The following is a 15,722-nucleotide window of genomic DNA, read 5'->3' as shown; positions in this document are numbered from 1 at the left end:
CGACCCAGATATTTAAGCGAACGCGGCGGCTCCGTTCGGGCATGGCCGGCCCACTCGCGGACGATTTCGGACGGGAGGTGACAGGGGTGCGGATCTCGCTCACCGACCGGTGTAACTTCGACTGCGTCTACTGCCACAACGAGGGGTTGGGCGACACGCGAGGGCCGATGGAGCCGAGCGACGACGAGATGAGCGCCGACGACGTGGTCCGCTTTCTGGAGGTCGTCGAGGGGTACGGCGTCGATTCGGTGAAGTTCACCGGCGGCGAGCCCATGCTCCGGCAGGATCTCGAGGAGATCGTCGAGCGCACGCCCGACTCGATGGAGGTGTCGCTGACGACGAACGGGACGTTCCTCCCCGGACGCGCCGCGGACCTGAAGGCGGCCGGGCTCGACCGCGTGAACGTCTCGCAGGACGCGCTCGACCCCGACGACTTCGCCGAGGTGACGAAATCCGGCGCCTACGAGCGCGTGCTGGAGGGAGTCAAAGCCGCCGTCGACGCCGGGCTCGACCCCGTGAAGCTCAACATGGTCGTGTTCACGCACACCGCGGGCTACGTCGAGGAGATGGTCGAACACGTCGCCGACAACGAGGGGCTCCAGCTCCAGCTCATCCAGTACATGCCGGAGTTGACCGGGAAGCCGGAGTGGAACGTCGACATCGAACGCGTCCACGACTGGCTCGCCGGAAAGGCCGACCGAGTCGAGCGCCGCGAGATGCACGACCGGAAGCGGTACTACGTGGGCGAGAGCGGCGACGGCGAGACGGGCGGTATGGTCGAAATCGTCGATCCCGTCGAGAACGAGGATTTCTGCGCCAACTGCGGCCGCGTCCGCGTCACCCACGAAGGGTACCTGAAGGGGTGTCTCAACCGCAACGACGACCTCCGATCGATGGGCGAGATGACCCGCGACGAGATCGCCGAGACGTTCGAGGCGGTCGTCGCGAACCGCGTCCCCTACTACGGCGAGTACCTGATCGAGAACGACGACGGCGAGTACGAGATCAACGAGTCGTATCTTGGGGCGCCGAGCGTGTCGGACTGAGGCGGGCTCGCTGCCCGTCCACGCTCCGACGTTGCGACGACAACTCCTGCCCACCAAGATGGTGAACGGGCACGGTGGGATTCGAACCCACGACCATCGGATTAGAAGTCCGACGCTCTATCCGGGCTGAGCTACGTGCCCTCACTCCGAAGTCTCTCACCCAGCGGCAAAAACGCCGACGGTTCGAAGCGGGCTCGGCAGCGCCGCCTCCCCAACAGCAGACCTAAGTCCGACACGGGATTAGCCCCGTCAATGAACGTTATCGGAACCGTCGGCCTCCCCGGCAGCGGCAAGGGGGAGGCGGCGAACGTAGCCGAGGAGGCGGGGATCCCGGTCGTCGTGATGGGCGACGTGATCCGGGCGGAGTGCCGCCGACGCGGGCTCGATCCGGCCGAACACCACGGCCGGATCGCCGGCGCGCTCCGCGAGGAGGAGGGCGACGACGCGATCGCCGCCCGGACGCTCCCGCGGATCCGGGAGGCGGCGGCCGAAAGCGAGCACGACACCGTCCTCGTCGACGGACTCCGATCGACCGTCGAACTGGAGCGCTTCCGGGAGGCGTTCGGCGACGACTTCACGCTGGTGGCGGTCCGCGCCCCGTTCGAGCTCCGCGCCGAGCGGCTCGACGACCGCGGGCGCGACGACTCCGACTCCGACATGGAGGCCCTCCGCGAGCGCGACGCCCGCGAGGTCGAACTCGGTCTCGGTGAGACGCTCGAACGGGCCGACATCGAGATCGACAACACCGGGACGCTGGCGGCGTTCCGACGCCGCGTCCGAGAGGTGCTCGGCGTGACCGACTCCGAGTCTGACTCGGATGCCGATGCGGGTCCCGCGACCGCGAACGCCGGAGGTGACGGCTCGTGATCTACAGCGTCGACGTCCGGATCGAAGCGCCCGTCCGAGACACCGAGGTGACAGACCGAGTCGCCGACGCGGTCCGGAACGTGTTCCCGGACGCGGAGCCGGTCCACGAGGACGGTCGGCTGGTCGCCGAGGCGCACACCCTCGACGCCTTCTCCGACGTGCTCCACGAGCAGGAGATCCTCGACACGGCCCGCCGGGTGTTCCTGCAGAACAGCACCGAGGAGGGGTTCGACTTCTCCCTCAAGAAGCAGGCGGCGTTCGAGGGCGTCGTCAACTTCGCCGTCGGGGAGCCGGACGAGCTCGGCGAGATCGACGTCGAGGTCCGCGTTCGGGAGCCTGACGTCGAGGCGTTCATCGACTACGTCGCGCCCGAGACGGACGAGGGGCGACCCGTCGATCCCGCCCGGGAGTACGGCGACCGGATCGACCCCGAAGACGCGGAGTACTGACGGTCGGTGGCGGTGCGGTCGATGCGGCCGGGGTCGATCCGGTTGATGTTGATCCGGCCGAGACCGGTTCAGTCGGGGTCGAAGCGCTCGGGACGCTCCCGAAACGAGAACAAAAAGCGGCCAGCCTTCTCCGGACTCAGTCGCTCAGCAGCGATGCGGCGGCCCCGCCGATCGCGCCGAAGACCGCCGGGTAGACGGCGCCGGCGAGCAACACGGCAGTGACGAGGTCGGGCGCCACGGTCCCGTCGCCGACGGCGTACCGGAACAGGAACGCCCCGATCACCGCGAGCGGGAGGTACCCGGCGAGGACGAACGCTCCGGCCTTCGCCCCGTCAGCCGGATCTGACGCTCCCGCAGCCCGACCGGCGACGACGCCCGCAACGACGAGCAGGAGCGGCGGGACGACGAAGAGCAGCGCCAGCGACCCGCCCTCCGCCTGCGAGATGAGGTTCGCTGACTGCGCGCCGCCGATCAGCGACGGGACGCTGATGTCGACGAAGTGGGCGTTGTAGAACATCCACCCCGTGGCCTGCCACGTGGAGATCGGGCCCCCGCCGAACAGGTCGGCGAAGAAGTTGATACCCGAGAGCCCCTCCTCGATCTGGTCGCCCTGCGTCACGTAGACGACCAGATAGCCGAGGACGTACGCGACGGCGCCGGCCGCCGCGCCGCCGACGATTCCGCTCGTTCGGTTCGATCGGTCGGGGACAGACATGTGCCCGGAGTCGTTTCGGCGATCATAAGTGTTTGTTGGGTCGGCGCGCTCAGCGCCGAACGTGTTCGGGGTTTCGGGCACCAGCCGGGTCGCATCTCCCCGCTTCCGGCTACTCGGTCGCCTCGCGCCACTCGTCCTGCGAGATCGAGTATCGGACCTCGTCGTGGACGCCGCCGTCAGCGAAGGTGATACTGTTCCGCAACAACCCCTCGCGGCGGCCGCCGAGACGGTCGACGTACTTCTCGATCGCCCGCTGCGACTGCTCGTTCTCGGGGAGGTGGCTGACGACGACGAGGTCGAGATCGAGGTCCTCGAAGGCGACCGCGACGAGCGCCGCGGCGCGCTCGCCGGAGTAGCCGCGGCCCCAGAACCGCTTGCGGAGCCACGTCCCGAGCAGGGCGGTCCGTTTCTCCCAGTCGACGGAGAAGCCGCCGAAGCCGGCGATCTCGCCCGCACCGTCCTCGCCCTCGCGCGGGCGGATGACGTAGTCGGCCGCCTCGTCGTCCTCCCATCGCTCGCGGCCGCGTTCGAGGAACTCGAGCGTCTCCTTTTTCGTCTCGTGAGGGTCCCACGTGACGTACTCGGTCACCTCCTCGATCCCGGGATCCGACGAACAGATGCGGTAACACTCGTCGAGATCGACGCGCTCGGGCCAGCGGGGCTCTAACCGCAACCGGTCCGTTTCGATCGTCTCGGGGAACATACGCGCACGTCTCGCGGATGCGTATAAAAACCACCCCGGACGTGTGCCGTGTTGACTCGGATCACATAGGCCGTGCCGACGCGAGACGGACCGGCTACCCGAGCACGTCGTACTCCCGGAGCGCGTCCTGGAACGCCTCCCGCTTCACCAGCGCGAACCCGGCGCAGATGATCAGGAAGCCGCCGACGGTGTTGAGCGTGATCGCCTCCCGGAGGAACACCCAGCCCGAGACCGCGGCGAACACCGGTGCGACGTACGAGACGAGGTTGATCTCGATCGGGCCGAGCCGGTCGAGGAGGTCGAAGTAGATGAGGAACCCGAGCCCGCTGGCGACGACCGAGAGGTAGCCGAGCGCGAGGACCGCTTCGGCGGTCCACGTCACGCCCGAGAGCGACTCGCCGAGCGCGAGCGACAGCAGGTGCATCAGCGCGGCGCCGAGGAGCATCGACCACGCCTCCATCGTCTCGATCGGGAGGTCGTCGTCGGACGCCCGGGTCAACACCGAGCCGAGCGCGAACGCCGCCGCCGCCAGCAACACGAGCAGTTTCGGGACCGTGCCGCCTCCGGCGAGATTGTTCGGGTCCGGCGCGGCCAGCACGACCGCCCCGACGAGCCCGACGAGGAGGCCGATCACGCCGACGACGGTCAGCCGCTCGGAGGGGAGGAACGCACGCGCGAAGACCGTCGTCAGGACGGGCGAGAGGCTCACGATCACCGCCGCGACCGCGCTCGTCACGGCCGGGTCGCTCTCGCCGATGAAGAGGAACGCGTGGTAGGCGGCGATGATCAGCGTCGCGCCGACCGCGACGACGGCCCACTCGTCGCGACCTCGCGGGATCGGGTCGTCGACGACGTACGCCGCGTACGCGATCATGACGACGGCCGCGAGGTCGTACCTGAGGGCGGCGAACAGCACGGGGGGGAAGTACGCCAGCCCGGCCTTGATCGCCATGAACGCGGAGCCCCAGACGGCGGCGAGGACGAGAAACAACGCGAGATTCCGTGCTCGGCTCACGCATCGACCTCTCCCGGGGGCGCGCCAAAAGGTTCCGGAAGCGGCCGGTCGTGCAGGGATCTGCTCTCCAGGGGGCGCTCTCGGTTCCCTATCGGATCCGGTAGCGGTCCACGTCGGCGGAGCCGTCGCGCGCGACGACCCCGACGTCGGCGAGCCGGCGGAGCGCGTCAGTCACCGTCTCCTCGCGGGCACCGACCTCGTCGGCGACCGCGGCCGGAGTGCCCTCGGTCTCGACCAGCGCGGCGAGGACCGCCGCGAAAAACCGACTGTCCGACTCCGTTCCGAGTCGTTCGTCGATCTCCGCCAGCGTGTCCTCCACGCGGCCCTGCACCCACCGCTGGGCCAGAGAGAGCTCCCGGTCGAGGTTCTGGAGTCGGCCGAACTCGCCGGCCAGATCGGCCAGGTTGCTCGACGAGCCGGAGCCGTCGGGGACCTCTATCGAGAGGTGCTGACACCGCGACGCCATGTCGAAGCTGTTCTTCGCCGGGTACGCGCTCTTCGCGCCGAAGCCGTACGGGGAGACGCTCACCTCCAGCCGGAGGCTCCGCGTGATGCGGAAGTACTTCCGGCGCTGGTCGTCGGTGGTCGACTCGATGAGACCGGCCTCCTCCAGCTTCCGCAGGTGGTCGATGACCGCCTTCGGGCTCACGTCGAGGTACTCCGAGATCTCCGTGACGTAACAGGGTTTGGTGGCGAGCAGCCGGAGGATGCGCCGCCGGTTCTCGTTGCCGAGGAGATCGAGCAGTACCGCGGAGTCCATTAACGTATGGTTAGCGTCGCAGAGGCAAAAGGCTGACTTACGTCGCCCGACCGAATCGCCCTCCCGCGGGTGGTCACCGAGGTCGCGTCCGGTGGCCACCGACGGGCGTCGATGTCGCGTCCGTGGTTGCGGAGGCCGCGCCCGCCGGTCGGTCGGAGCGAAGGGTAGTTACCCCGTCGCCGGGAACTGCCGGTATGGAAACGGCGCTCATCATTCTGGACGGATGGGGTCTCGGCGGCGGGACGGACGCGGGCGAGGACGGCGAGACGGTCGATCCCGCTGGTCGACCGGCGGGCCGCGACGCGGTCGCAGCGGCGGACACGCCGGCGTTCGACGCCGCGACCGAGCGCGGCGCGGACGGGCGGCTCGTCGTCCACGGGCGGCGCGTGGGACTCCCGGAGGGCCAGATGGGGAACTCCGAGGTCGGCCACCTGAACATCGGCGCGGGCCGGGTCGTCAAGCAGGCGTACACCCGGATCACGGACGCGCTCGCGGAGGGGTCGCTCTCCGATAACGACGCCATCGCGGGCGCGCTCGACCACGTCGAGTCGACCGGAGGCCGGGTCCACTTCATGGGGCTGGTCTCCGACGGCGGCGTCCACTCGGACGTGGAGCACCTGCTCGCGCTGATCGACGCCGCGGCGGACGCGGGCGTGCCGGCGACGAGCCACGCGTTCACGGACGGTCGGGACACCGCCCCGGAGATCGCCGACGAGTTCCTCGCGGACGTGACCGCGAAGACCGACGAGCGCGGGACCGGACACGTCGCGACCGTGATGGGCCGCTACCACGCGATGGACCGGGACGAGAACTGGGAGCGGACCAGGAAGGCGTACGACGCGATCGTCGAGCGCGAGGCGCCCCACGAGGCCGAGACGGCGGTCGGGGCCGCGACCGAGGCGCACGCCCGCGGCGAGACGGACGAGTTCATCGAGCCGACGCTGGTGGCCGATGAGCCCGCGCTCGCCGACGGCGACGCGGTCGTCTTCTTCAACTTCCGCGCGGACCGCGCCCGCCAGCTGGTCCGGATGCTCACCGACACCCGACCCGCGTGGAGGTTCGATCTGGACCAGCCGGAGATCCGCATGACCACGATGACCGAGTACGACGAGACGTTCGACTTCCCGGTGGCGTTCCCGCCGGAGATGCCCGAGAACACCATCGGCGAGGTCGTCGCCGACGCCGACCTGACCCAGCTCCGGATCGCCGAATCGGAGAAGTACCCGCACGTGACGTACTTCCTCAACGGCGGTCGCGAGGTGGAGTTCCCCGGCGAGCGGCGCGAGATCGTCGAGAGCCCGGACGTGCCGACGTACGACCTGCAGCCGGAGATGTCGGCTCCGGAGCTGACCGACGAGGCGGTCGGGATCATCGAGGCTGACGACCCGGACCTGCTGGTGTTGAACTACGCGAACCCCGACATGGTGGGCCACACCGGCGACTTCGACGCCGCGGTGGAGGCGGTCGAGGCGGTCGACGCCCAGCTCGATCGGCTCCTCGACGCGGTCGCCGACGCGGGCGGTCACGCGGTCGTGACGGCCGACCACGGCAACGCCGACGACATGGGCACCCTCGACAATCCTCACACCGCACACACGTTCAACCCGGTCCCGTTCGTCTACCTGACCCCCGACGGCGACGACGGCGGGCGCGCGGTCCGCGAGAACGGCTCCCTCTGTGACATCGCCCCCACGCTCGTCGACCTGATCGGTATCGACCGGCCCGCCGAGATGACCGGCGAGAATCTCCTGACGGAATAAACGGTGAACTCCGGTCGGATTGTTTCTGGTTCCACGCCCTTTTAAGTCCCCGACCGGCCAGTGATCGTTCATGACAGACGAAACGACGCCGGTTATCGCCGCCGCATATCGAACGCCGCAGGGACGAGACGGGGGCGTCTACGCGGACGTCCGCAGCGAGGACCTCTCGACGCGGCTCATCGACCACACGCTCGCGGAGACGGGGCTGACGAGCGACCACGTCGACGACCTGATGTGGGGAGTCGCCCAGCAGCGGACCGAACAGGACAACAACGTCGCGCGCGTCATCGCGCTGCTCTCCGACCTCGGCGAGTCGGTGCCGGCGACCTCGATCAACCGCTGGTGCGCCTCCTCGATGCAGGCGATCATCTCGGCGGCGGACGCGATCGCGGCCGGGAACCGCGACTGCATCGTCGCGGGCGGCGTCGAGAGCATGAGTCGCGTCCCGATGGACGGCGACTCCTACCAGCACCTCCACCCCGAGCTCTCGGAGCAGTACAACGTGTTCCAGCTCCAGATGGGAATGACCGCCGAGAAGGTGGCCGAGGAGTACGGCGTGAGCCGCGAGGCCCAAGACGAGTACGCCGCGCGGAGCCACCAGCGCGCCGCCGAGGCGACCGAGTCGGGGCGCTTCGACGACGAGATCGTCCCCGTGGAGACCGATGACGGGCTCGTCGAGGCTGACGAGGGGATCCGCCCGGACACGACCGCCGAGAAGCTCTCCGGACTCTCTCCCGCCTTCACCGGCGACGGAACGGTGACCGCGGGGAACTCCTCGCAGATCTCCGACGGCGCGTCGCTGACGCTCGTCACGAGCAAGGCGTTCGCGGAGGACCACGGCCTCGACGTGCTCGCGGAGGTCGGCACGAACGCGGTCGCCGGCGTCGACCCCACCGTGATGGGGATCGGTCCGGTTCCCGCGACCCGGAGCCTGCTCGACCGCGCCGGTCGGACCATCGACGACTACGACCTCGTGGAGCTCAACGAGGCTTTCGCCTCCCAGTGCGAGTACTCGCGGCGCGAGCTCGGCATCGACGAGGACATCTACAACGTCAACGGCGGCGCCATCGCCATCGGCCACCCGCTCGGCGCCTCCGGCGCGCGGCTCCCCGTCACCCTGATCCACGAGATGCAGAAGCGCGACGCCGACCGCGGGCTCGCGACGCTCTGCGTCGGCTTCGGACAGGGCGCGGCGATCGAGTTCAGCAGATAGGCGCTCGGCGCTGTCGCTCGCTCGGTTCGAACGGTGTTTCGTACGCGATACGGCCGCGACGGCCTGTGGTGCGGCGGCGGGCGTTACTGAATGTGGCCTTCGCGCCGGAGCTGGTCCGCGTCGTCGTCGTCGTACCGCCACTCGACGTTCGCTTTCTCGTCCTGCCAGTCCCACGGCTCCGCGAGGACCACGTCGCCCTCGCTGATCCAGGTCCGATACTTCATGCGACCGGGGATCCGGCCCATTCGCGTCTCGCCGTCGACGCAGCGCAGTCGCACGTGGTTCCCGCCGAGGTGTTCCGTCACCACGGCGAACACTTCGTCGTCGTTGGGCATTCGGAGGTTCCGTCGCCCGGATTCTTCGCTCATACAGGTAGTACGACGGTCGGCCGTATAAGTGATGGGAGACGCGTGTGCGCGTTTCTCGTGAGGGGCGTTAGCACGACCGGCGAGCGGTCAGGATCGCGCGACCCGCCGGCCGTCCTCACGGGCGCGGTTCGCCGCCGACGGCGCCCGGTCTCTCGCACTCAACGGCGCCCGACCTTCTCGCTCAGTCGCGGTCGCGCCCCGCCTCGCCGAACGCGGCGTCGATCTGCGCGAACGTCTCCGCCTGATCGCCGGAGTTGTCGACGACGACGTGGTCGGGTTCGATCCGGTCGAACAGCTCCTTGAAGTGGAGGTGGATCTCGAAGTCGGCGTCGCTGATCCCGTCGCGGCGCTCGATCCGGCGCTTGACGACCGGCTCGTCGCACGTCACCTCGACGAGCGCGAACTCGTCCGCGACCCGCTCGCCCACCTCGCGGGCGTCGGCGCGGAACCGGGCGTCAGCGAACGTCGCGTCGAGGACGACGGTGTCGCCGTCGGCGACGCGGTCGCGAGCGCGCTCGATCAGCTCCGCGTACACCGTCTCCGTCTCCGCGTCGGTGTACGCCGGCTCGTCGAACAGTCCCTTCCGAACCACGTCGGTCCGGAGGATCTCGCCGTCGACGTGGTCGGCGATCCGCTTTGCCACCGTCGACTTGCCGACCCCCGGCAGCCCGCAGACCACGATCAACGCGCCGCCCGACGGCTCGGTTGCGGTCGCCGACCCGGTCGCCGCGTTAGCGGCGTCACCGTTCGACATCGCCACCCCGTCCGGTCCCGACCGTCAGCCGTCCTCCGTCACTCATCCGTCCGCACGGTCCGTCGAGAGGTACATGAACCTTCTCCTCAGCGGCGGCGCAAGGAGGGTTTTCGGGCCGTTTCGTCGCCCCTCCGAACGGGACGCTCCGCCGAGCGAAGCGTTCAAATCCCGTCGCGACGACGGCTTTGGCATGAAAGATATGGAGTCGCTCGTGCTCGATCAGGACGACGAGATGCTCGCGCCCGCGGTGGTGGTGGCGACGATCGCTCTCCTCGCCGTCTTCGTCATCGGCTTCCTCGTGCAGATCGTCGGCCTGATCGCGTGATCCGCTCCGCTCCGATCGCCGCCGCCGTCCCGCCCCGATTCTGATCGCCGCAGTCCCCCCGTCCCGATTCTCGCCACGTCCGTCCCCCTTTTCAGACTCGGGAGCGAGTCGACGAGTATGGGACGCGACCTCCTGACCGACCTCCTCGACCGCAACGACGAGCACGTCGCGTCCCCCGGCGCGGACGCCCTCGCCGACCAGCGCGACGGCCAGCGTCCGCCGGTCGTCTCCGTCTGCTGTTCGGACTCCCGCGTGTCGCAAGAGGGGATGTGGGCGGTCGAGCGGCCGGGGTTCCTCTTCACCGCCGGAAACATCGGAAACCGCGTGAGCGACCGCGTCGACGGCGAGCGTGTGCTCGCCGGCAGCGTCGCGTACCCCCTCGCATACACCGGCACGAACGCGCTCGCGATCGTCGGACACACCGGGTGCGGCGCGGTCGGCGCGGCCCTCTCCGCGGTCCGGACCGGCGACCTTCCCGAAGACCCCGGCGTGCGGGCCGACGTGGCGGAGCTCGTTCCGATCGTCGAGTCCGGCCTCGACGCGCTCGCCGGCGACAGCGGAGCCGGGGGGCTCGACGGCGACGGCGCCAGCGTCCGGAATCGACTCGTCGAGTACAACGTCCACGAACAGGTCGCGCTCGCCCGCGAGATCGAACCAGCCGCCGACGCCGACGTGTACGGCTTCGTCTACGACTTCCACGGCGCGTACGGGAGCCGCGACGGGACGGTCTACCTCGTGAACGCCGACGGCGAGCGCGACCCCGACGCCCTCCGAGAGCGGGTGGGACCGGCGCACGCGGACCACGTCGACACATTGCTGTAAGCTCCATCGACTGCCGCGCCGCCGTCTCCTCGCGGTTCGTCGTCCGTCTGCCCCGTTGTCCGTTCCCCCATCTGTCCGGTCCGCCCTCCGGGCTCGCTCCTCACCCGCCGCATCCGACAGCGGTATCACCGCGACGACCGAACCAGTCGGTAATGGACCGCCGCGTTCTGTTCGCGAGCCTGATCCTGTTGGCCGGCGGCGCGACCGGCGTCGGCGTCGCGCTCTTCGCGTTCGTCGGCGTCGACGACGCGACGATCGATGCGCAGGTCGTCTGGGAGTCCGAGCCCGTCGGCGGCGACGACGGCAGCGGCGCGGTCGTCGCCACCATGGACGGCGACCCGCTCGTCCTCCAGCCGGCGATCGAGGACGGAAATCGAACGATACGCGCCACCGCCGCGGGCGGCGACGTGGAGTGGAGGACAACCGTCGGCGGCGCTGGCGCTGCGAACGACGCCGACGGCACCGATCCCCCCGCGACGAGCGGGCTCGTCACCGGCGAGCTCGGCGGCGACGAGGTCGCCGCGTTCACGACCGAACCGGGTTCCCTCGTCGTTCTCGACCCGACCGACGGCGCCGAGCGGCTCGCCGTCGACCTCGGCGGACCGGGCGGGCTCCGCCCGGCTATCGGCGACCTCGACGGCGACGGCGACGCCGAGATCGCCGCGGCGACGACCGACGGAACGGTTCGCGCGATCGATGCCGACGGCGACACCGTGTTCGAAACGGACCTCGGTGCGCCGGTTGAGCGCCGGCCGCTGGCCGTCGACTTCGCCGACTCCGATGGCAGCGCCGACCGCGGGGTCGCGGTCGCGACCGCCGTCGACGGCGAGCGCTCGATCAGTCTGCTCGACGCGACCGGCGAGCCCCGGTGGACGACGACGCCGTCGGTCACCCCCCTGAGCTGGAGCGCGGCCGACACCCGGAGCGGACCGGTGCTCGCGCTCGGCGGCGCGAACGGAAACCTGGAGACGATCGACGTCGCCGACGGCGGGAGTCGCTACGAGGTCGGGTTACAGGACCTCCCCGTCACCGTCGGCGACGCGGATCCCGGGCGGGTGTACGTCGGCGGGAGCGGGAGCGTCTGGGCGGTCGACCTGCTCGACGGCGAGGTCGTGTGGAAACAGCAGTACGGCGGCGACACGCGGCTGAACGCGCCCGGCGTCGCGGACGTCGACGGCGACGGCTCTCCGGGCCCGGTCGTGGTGAACCGCAACGGGAGGGCGCTCGCGCTCAACCAGAACGGCGAGGCGATCGCCCGCGGCGACATCGGCAACGCCGTCGTGTACGCGGGCCCGCTGTTCGCGGACGTGACCGGTGACGGGAGCGCCGAGGTGCTCGTCGTCGCCGAGGACGGTCGGATCGTGGCGCTGTCCGACTGAGAACGACCGGCCTCGGTTGGCCGGGTTTATCAGTCGATCTGTGCCGGATACGCGTCGCAGTCACCGATTTTTAGCCGTGATTTCACCGGAAACGAGGTGTGTCGGAATAGCTATCGCTCTCGGGACCGCGGCACCGGCAAAAACGAAAACGGCGTCGCCGTTTCAGTGCTGTTCGTCCTCGTACACCCAGGCGGCGGTGTCGAGGCCGTAGTCGACGAGCTCGTCGTCGTCGAAGAACAGGTCGATCTCGCGCTCGTTGGCGCCCTCGTCCTCGTGGTCCGACGCGTGGATCACGTTGTGGCCGAGGTCTAAGCCGAAGTCGCCGCGGATCGTGCCCGGGGCGGACTCGGCGGGGTCGGTCTCGCCGACCATCGCGCGGACCTGACGGGTCGCGTCCGCGCCCTCCCACACCATCGCGAAGACGGGGCCGGAGGTGATGAACTCGACGAGGCCGTCGAAGAACGGTTTCCCCTCGTGTTCACCGTAATGCTCGTGGGCGAGGTCCTCGTCGATCTGCATGAACTTGCCGCCGACGAGCTTCAGGCCGCGCTCCTCGAAGCGGGAGACGATCTCGCCGATGAGACCGCGCTGCACGCCGTCGGGCTTGACCATCACGAAGGTGCGCTCGTCGTGGTGGCTCATCTACTCGCCACCCTGATTGCGCCCTTCCTCGGTCCACTCGAGGTCGCGCGCCTCACGGCCGAGGAAGTAGTTCTTCTCCGCCTTCGAGTCGACGAAGTGGAGGATCTGTCCGTCCTTCTTGACGTACATCGTGCCCGTGCCGGGCTCGATCTCCTCGCCGGTGTAGTCGCAGGTTCGTGTCTCGACCATTGGTTATCGCCCTCCGATGGAGTCGGCGTCGCGCTGGGTCTCCCGGAGCTGGAGCACGTCGCCCATGCGGACGGGGCCCAGGACGTTCCGGGTGATGATCCGGCCCTGGTTCGATCCTTCCTGGATGCGGCACTTGACCTGCATGGCCTCGCCGTGCATCCCGGTCTTGCCGACGACCTCGATGACCTCCGCGGTCGTCGAGTCGCCGGTGCCCTCTTCTGCGCTCATGGGTGGTTATCGGAGCTCCGCGACCTTCTCGCCGATGTCCTCGACGTCGTCGTCGGCGTCGCCGGCGTCAACGACGGCGGCGGCGGCCGAACCGACTTCGAGGCCGGCGGCGTGGCCGACTTCGTCCTGCGTGTCGACGAAGACGACCGGGATGCCCTTCTCCTCGGCAAGTTCGGGGAGGTGCATCACGATCTCCTCGGGGGAGACGTCCTCGGCGACGATGACGAGATCCGCGTTGCCGCGCTCGACGGCCTTCGTGGTCTCGTTGGTTCCTTTCTTCACGGTACCGGTGTCTCGGGCGACCTCGAGCGCCTCAAGCGATCGCTCGGCGAGGTCGGCTGGGGTTTCGTAGTCTACGTAAACGGGCATATGTTGTTCACCTATCCCCCGCGCGGGCTCGCGTGTCCGTCCCGTGGTCGGTCCCTAACGGAACGGCACATCATCAACCCCGCAGAGGCTGTGAAGCGACGTAGTCCGGACATCCATAAAAGCGCTTTCAATGTCCTGCGCGTGTGCGAGCGGGGGTCACGGGGGGCGGACCGGCCTCACCCACGCTCTGGCGGCGGTCCTCACGGCGTGTCGTGTCGCGCCCCGACGGCGACGCGCCGCTCCGACTCCGCGATTTTTAAGCGTCGCTCGCCCCTCCGCCCGCACATCGAATGGTCCGTCTCGTTCACTACTCCGACATCGAGAACGTCTTCGACGTCCCCGAGCGGGCGGCCCGCCTCGCCGGCCGGATCCGGGAGCTCTCGGGCCCCGACGCCGCCGTCGTCGCCACGGGCGACACGACCGCCCCGGGCGTCCTCTCGCTGGTGGCGACCGGGCGGCAGGTGCTCGACTTCTACGCCGCGACCGACACGCTCCTCGACACGTTCGGCAACCACGAGTTCGACTACGGACCCGACCCGCTGCGCGGGCTCGTCGACGACGCCACCGCGACGTTCGTCTCCGCGAACGTCCGCGACGAGCGCGGCGAGCCCTTCGGCCGCGACGAGGGCGTCGTCCCGTGGGCGACCCGGCGGATCGGCGGCGCGACCGTCGGCTTCGTCGGCGTCACCGATCCCGCGACGGACTCGCTGAACCCCATGGCCGCCGAGCTCACGTTCGACGACCCCATTCCCGCCGCGCGGGACGCGCTCGCCGAGATGCGCGCCGCGGCGGCCGCGGACGGAGACGGCCTCGACCACGTCGTCGTCCTCTCGCACCTCGGCTCGGGTGACGAGGACCTGGCCCGCGAACTCGACGTCGACGCGATCCTCGGCGGTCACATCCACAGCCCGCGCATCGAGCGCGTGGCCGAGACCCTGCTGGTCCGTCCCGGTGTCAACGGCGAGGCGGTCGTCGAGGTCGACCTCGGCGAGACGGGAGGCGCCGGCGGCGACGCCGAGCGCGAGGCCCCCACCGCGACGCTCCGCGAGCCGGACGGCGCCGAGCCGATCGCCGCGCTCGAAGCCGCGCTGGTGGAGCGAATGGCCGCCGCCGACCTCGACGAGGTCGTCGGTCGGGTCGACGAGCCGATCGAGCGGACCGGCGACACCGTCCACGGCGGGGAGTGCCGCGTCGGCAACTTCGTCGCGGACGCGTTCCGGTGGGCGCTCGACGCCGACGTGGGGCTGTCGAACGCGGGCGGGCTCCGACAGGGCGACCCGTGGACGGGCGACGTGACGAAGGCCGACCTGATCAGCCTGATCCCGTTCGAAGAACCCGTGGCGCTCGCCTCCGTGACGGGCGCGGAGCTGCGCGACGTGCTCCGCGAGATGGCCGCGCCCGACGTGGACTTCGGCAAGGACGACTGGTGGCACGGCCACGTCTCGAACGCGCGGGTCGTCTGGGACGCCGACGCCGAGTTCGTTCTGGAGGCGACCGTCGGCGGCGACCCGATCGACCCCGAGGCGCGCTACACCGTCGCCGTCTCGGAGTATCTACTCCACTCCGACCACGAGTTTCCGACGCTCGCGCAGCGCCACCGGGTCGACGAGGGCGACATCCAGTACGAGGTGCTCGCCGACTACGCCCGCGAACACGGGATCGATCCCCGGATCGAAGGCCGGATCGAGATCCGGAACCGCGAGGCGATCGCCGGCGAACGTCAGTGAAGTGAGCGAACGACGACGCGCCGGCTACGCGCTGCTGTCGACGAACTGCTCGGCGCCCTCGTAGAACCAGTACCCGTTCTCGCGCATCGCGCGCCCGAGTTCCTGATGGAACTCGACGAAGTCCGCGAACTCCTCTTTCTCGACGTTCTCGAAGATGTCCTCGACGGAGACGACCGTCTCGTAGTCGATCCGGATCGGATGGTCGCCGTACTGTTCGACGTAGTCGGCGGCCGACAGCGGGAAGTCCTCCTCCTCGTCGATCTTCTTCGCGAGCACCGCGTGCCCGTACTGCCGCCTGCCCTCGCTCCCCTGTTCACCGTCGGGGTCGTGTGGCCAATCCATACGTCACGATTCATCGGGACCGGGCATAGTCATTACGGAAGGCCAGACC

At 69.5% G+C, this 15,722-nt stretch carries 20 protein-coding genes and 1 tRNA gene; 9 read left to right on the top strand and 12 right to left on the bottom strand.

From position 1 onward, the window contains the following. Positions 1-41 precede the first annotated feature (41 nt). On the top strand, positions 42-1,046 hold the full coding sequence (gene moaA, locus ACT4MF_RS03235) for a GTP 3',8-cyclase MoaA (RefSeq protein ID WP_444681714.1): 1,005 nt from the start codon (positions 42-44) through the stop codon (positions 1,044-1,046). Positions 1,047-1,112: 66 nt separating this feature from the next. Here moaA and ACT4MF_RS03230 read toward each other — a convergent pair. Continuing rightward, positions 1,113-1,187: transfer RNA gene (locus tag ACT4MF_RS03230), tRNA-Arg, on the bottom strand. Between the two features lie 111 nt (positions 1,188-1,298). Between ACT4MF_RS03230 and ACT4MF_RS03225 the strand changes: the two genes are divergently transcribed. Further along, positions 1,299-1,913, top strand: coding sequence for an AAA family ATPase (locus tag ACT4MF_RS03225; protein ID WP_444681713.1), 615 nt, complete (start codon positions 1,299-1,301; stop codon positions 1,911-1,913). Then, positions 1,910-2,362, top strand: coding sequence for an RNA-binding domain-containing protein (locus ACT4MF_RS03220; protein WP_099255480.1), 453 nt, complete (start codon positions 1,910-1,912; stop codon positions 2,360-2,362). Before ACT4MF_RS03225 ends, ACT4MF_RS03220 begins: the two co-directional genes overlap by 4 nt. Positions 2,363-2,498: 136 nt before the next feature. Here the strand turns inward: ACT4MF_RS03220 and ACT4MF_RS03215 are convergent, their stop codons facing one another. The 4 genes from ACT4MF_RS03215 to ACT4MF_RS03200 form a co-directional block, all read right to left on the bottom strand. Continuing rightward, positions 2,499-3,077 (bottom strand): DUF7978 family protein, encoded by a 579-nt coding sequence (locus ACT4MF_RS03215; RefSeq protein ID WP_444681712.1) that lies wholly within the window; start codon positions 3,075-3,077, stop codon positions 2,499-2,501. A gap of 109 nt (positions 3,078-3,186) precedes the next feature. Beyond that, positions 3,187-3,780, bottom strand: coding sequence for a GNAT family N-acetyltransferase (locus ACT4MF_RS03210; protein WP_444681711.1), 594 nt, complete (start codon positions 3,778-3,780; stop codon positions 3,187-3,189). Between the two features lie 94 nt (positions 3,781-3,874). Next, positions 3,875-4,795: a DMT family transporter gene (locus ACT4MF_RS03205; RefSeq protein WP_099255477.1), complete on the bottom strand. Its 921-nt coding sequence runs from the start codon at positions 4,793-4,795 to the stop codon at positions 3,875-3,877. An 88-nt stretch (positions 4,796-4,883) separates the two neighbouring features. Further along, positions 4,884-5,555, bottom strand: coding sequence for an ArsR/SmtB family transcription factor (locus ACT4MF_RS03200; RefSeq protein WP_099255476.1), 672 nt, complete (start codon positions 5,553-5,555; stop codon positions 4,884-4,886). 194 nt (positions 5,556-5,749) lie between these two features. On the opposite strand from ACT4MF_RS03200, the gene gpmI reads away from it, so the two are divergent. Continuing rightward, positions 5,750-7,315: a 2,3-bisphosphoglycerate-independent phosphoglycerate mutase gene (gene gpmI / locus ACT4MF_RS03195; protein ID WP_444681710.1), complete on the top strand. Its 1,566-nt coding sequence runs from the start codon at positions 5,750-5,752 to the stop codon at positions 7,313-7,315. 70 nt (positions 7,316-7,385) lie between these two features. Then, positions 7,386-8,528 carry a thiolase family protein gene (locus ACT4MF_RS03190; RefSeq protein ID WP_099255474.1) on the top strand — a complete coding sequence of 381 codons (1,143 nt, stop codon included), beginning with the start codon at positions 7,386-7,388 and terminating at the stop codon, positions 8,526-8,528. 83 nt (positions 8,529-8,611) lie between these two features. On the opposite strand, the gene eif1A is transcribed toward ACT4MF_RS03190, so the two are convergent. Together eif1A and ACT4MF_RS03180 are read right to left on the bottom strand one after the other, a co-directional pair. Beyond that, positions 8,612-8,896, bottom strand: coding sequence for a translation initiation factor eIF-1A (gene eif1A, locus ACT4MF_RS03185; protein WP_004046489.1), 285 nt, complete (start codon positions 8,894-8,896; stop codon positions 8,612-8,614). Positions 8,897-9,077: 181 nt separating this feature from the next. Further along, positions 9,078-9,650, bottom strand: a complete 573-nt coding sequence (locus ACT4MF_RS03180) for a P-loop nucleotide/nucleoside kinase family protein (protein WP_099255473.1) — start codon at positions 9,648-9,650, stop codon at positions 9,078-9,080. 190 nt (positions 9,651-9,840) lie between these two features. Between ACT4MF_RS03180 and ACT4MF_RS03175 the strand changes: the two genes are divergently transcribed. From ACT4MF_RS03175 to ACT4MF_RS03165, 3 genes are all read left to right on the top strand, one after another. Beyond that, on the top strand, positions 9,841-9,975 hold the full coding sequence (locus ACT4MF_RS03175) for a hypothetical protein (protein ID WP_275539520.1): 135 nt from the start codon (positions 9,841-9,843) through the stop codon (positions 9,973-9,975). 117 nt (positions 9,976-10,092) lie between these two features. After that, the gene (locus tag ACT4MF_RS03170) at positions 10,093-10,797 is read left to right on the top strand and encodes a carbonic anhydrase (protein WP_444681709.1); all 705 of its coding nucleotides are present in this window, start codon (positions 10,093-10,095) and stop codon (positions 10,795-10,797) included. Between the two features lie 152 nt (positions 10,798-10,949). Further along, positions 10,950-12,176, top strand: coding sequence for a BamB-related PQQ repeat family beta-propellar protein (locus ACT4MF_RS03165; RefSeq protein WP_099255471.1), 1,227 nt, complete (start codon positions 10,950-10,952; stop codon positions 12,174-12,176). Between the two features lie 162 nt (positions 12,177-12,338). Here the strand turns inward: ACT4MF_RS03165 and ndk are convergent, their stop codons facing one another. From ndk to rpl7ae, 4 genes are read right to left on the bottom strand one after another with little or no spacing between them, the layout of a single operon-like run. Continuing rightward, on the bottom strand, positions 12,339-12,818 hold the full coding sequence (gene ndk, locus ACT4MF_RS03160) for a nucleoside-diphosphate kinase (RefSeq protein WP_099255470.1): 480 nt from the start codon (positions 12,816-12,818) through the stop codon (positions 12,339-12,341). Then, the gene (locus tag ACT4MF_RS03155) at positions 12,819-13,007 is read right to left on the bottom strand and encodes a 50S ribosomal protein L24e (protein WP_004046480.1); all 189 of its coding nucleotides are present in this window, start codon (positions 13,005-13,007) and stop codon (positions 12,819-12,821) included. It abuts the gene before it with no gap. A gap of 3 nt (positions 13,008-13,010) precedes the next feature. Then, positions 13,011-13,235, bottom strand: coding sequence for a 30S ribosomal protein S28e (locus ACT4MF_RS03150; protein WP_004046478.1), 225 nt, complete (start codon positions 13,233-13,235; stop codon positions 13,011-13,013). A gap of 6 nt (positions 13,236-13,241) precedes the next feature. Then, positions 13,242-13,604: a 50S ribosomal protein L7Ae gene (gene rpl7ae, locus ACT4MF_RS03145; RefSeq protein WP_095637209.1), complete on the bottom strand. Its 363-nt coding sequence runs from the start codon at positions 13,602-13,604 to the stop codon at positions 13,242-13,244. A gap of 290 nt (positions 13,605-13,894) precedes the next feature. On the opposite strand from rpl7ae, the gene ACT4MF_RS03140 reads away from it, so the two are divergent. After that, positions 13,895-15,331, top strand: coding sequence for a bifunctional metallophosphatase/5'-nucleotidase (locus ACT4MF_RS03140; RefSeq protein WP_444681708.1), 1,437 nt, complete (start codon positions 13,895-13,897; stop codon positions 15,329-15,331). A 24-nt stretch (positions 15,332-15,355) separates the two neighbouring features. On the opposite strand, the gene ACT4MF_RS03135 is transcribed toward ACT4MF_RS03140, so the two are convergent. Next, a complete protein-coding gene (locus ACT4MF_RS03135) occupies positions 15,356-15,673 on the bottom strand; it encodes a DUF5785 family protein (RefSeq protein WP_099255468.1) in 318 nt (105 codons plus the stop codon). Positions 15,674-15,722 lie beyond the last annotated feature (49 nt).

The sequence above is a fragment of the Halorubrum sp. FL23 genome (assembly GCF_052439115.2).
Lineage (GTDB): Archaea > Halobacteriota > Halobacteria > Halobacteriales > Haloferacaceae > Halorubrum > Halorubrum persicum.
This window is presented reverse-complemented; position numbering and strand designations above follow the sequence as displayed.

Excerpts from the sequence above, each read along its gene's own strand:
- moaA (WP_444681714.1), top strand. The coding sequence starts at position 42 with ATGGCCGGCCCACTCGCGGACGATTTCGGACGGGAGGTGACAGGGGTG.
- ACT4MF_RS03225 (WP_444681713.1), top strand. The coding sequence starts at position 1,299 with ATGAACGTTATCGGAACCGTCGGCCTCCCCGGCAGCGGCAAGGGGGAG.
- ACT4MF_RS03215 (WP_444681712.1), bottom strand. The coding sequence starts at position 3,077 with ATGTCTGTCCCCGACCGATCGAACCGAACGAGCGGAATCGTCGGCGGC.
- ACT4MF_RS03210 (WP_444681711.1), bottom strand. The coding sequence starts at position 3,780 with ATGTTCCCCGAGACGATCGAAACGGACCGGTTGCGGTTAGAGCCCCGC.
- ACT4MF_RS03200 (WP_099255476.1), bottom strand. The coding sequence starts at position 5,555 with ATGGACTCCGCGGTACTGCTCGATCTCCTCGGCAACGAGAACCGGCGG.
- gpmI (WP_444681710.1), top strand. The coding sequence starts at position 5,750 with ATGGAAACGGCGCTCATCATTCTGGACGGATGGGGTCTCGGCGGCGGG.
- ACT4MF_RS03190 (WP_099255474.1), top strand. The coding sequence starts at position 7,386 with ATGACAGACGAAACGACGCCGGTTATCGCCGCCGCATATCGAACGCCG.
- eif1A (WP_004046489.1), bottom strand. The coding sequence starts at position 8,896 with ATGAGCGAAGAATCCGGGCGACGGAACCTCCGAATGCCCAACGACGAC.
- ACT4MF_RS03180 (WP_099255473.1), bottom strand. The coding sequence starts at position 9,650 with ATGTCGAACGGTGACGCCGCTAACGCGGCGACCGGGTCGGCGACCGCA.
- ACT4MF_RS03175 (WP_275539520.1), top strand. The coding sequence starts at position 9,841 with ATGAAAGATATGGAGTCGCTCGTGCTCGATCAGGACGACGAGATGCTC.
- ACT4MF_RS03170 (WP_444681709.1), top strand. The coding sequence starts at position 10,093 with ATGGGACGCGACCTCCTGACCGACCTCCTCGACCGCAACGACGAGCAC.
- ACT4MF_RS03165 (WP_099255471.1), top strand. The coding sequence starts at position 10,950 with ATGGACCGCCGCGTTCTGTTCGCGAGCCTGATCCTGTTGGCCGGCGGC.
- ndk (WP_099255470.1), bottom strand. The coding sequence starts at position 12,818 with ATGAGCCACCACGACGAGCGCACCTTCGTGATGGTCAAGCCCGACGGC.
- ACT4MF_RS03155 (WP_004046480.1), bottom strand. The coding sequence starts at position 13,007 with ATGGTCGAGACACGAACCTGCGACTACACCGGCGAGGAGATCGAGCCC.
- ACT4MF_RS03150 (WP_004046478.1), bottom strand. The coding sequence starts at position 13,235 with ATGAGCGCAGAAGAGGGCACCGGCGACTCGACGACCGCGGAGGTCATC.
- rpl7ae (WP_095637209.1), bottom strand. The coding sequence starts at position 13,604 with ATGCCCGTTTACGTAGACTACGAAACCCCAGCCGACCTCGCCGAGCGA.
- ACT4MF_RS03140 (WP_444681708.1), top strand. The coding sequence starts at position 13,895 with ATGGTCCGTCTCGTTCACTACTCCGACATCGAGAACGTCTTCGACGTC.
- ACT4MF_RS03135 (WP_099255468.1), bottom strand. The coding sequence starts at position 15,673 with ATGGATTGGCCACACGACCCCGACGGTGAACAGGGGAGCGAGGGCAGG.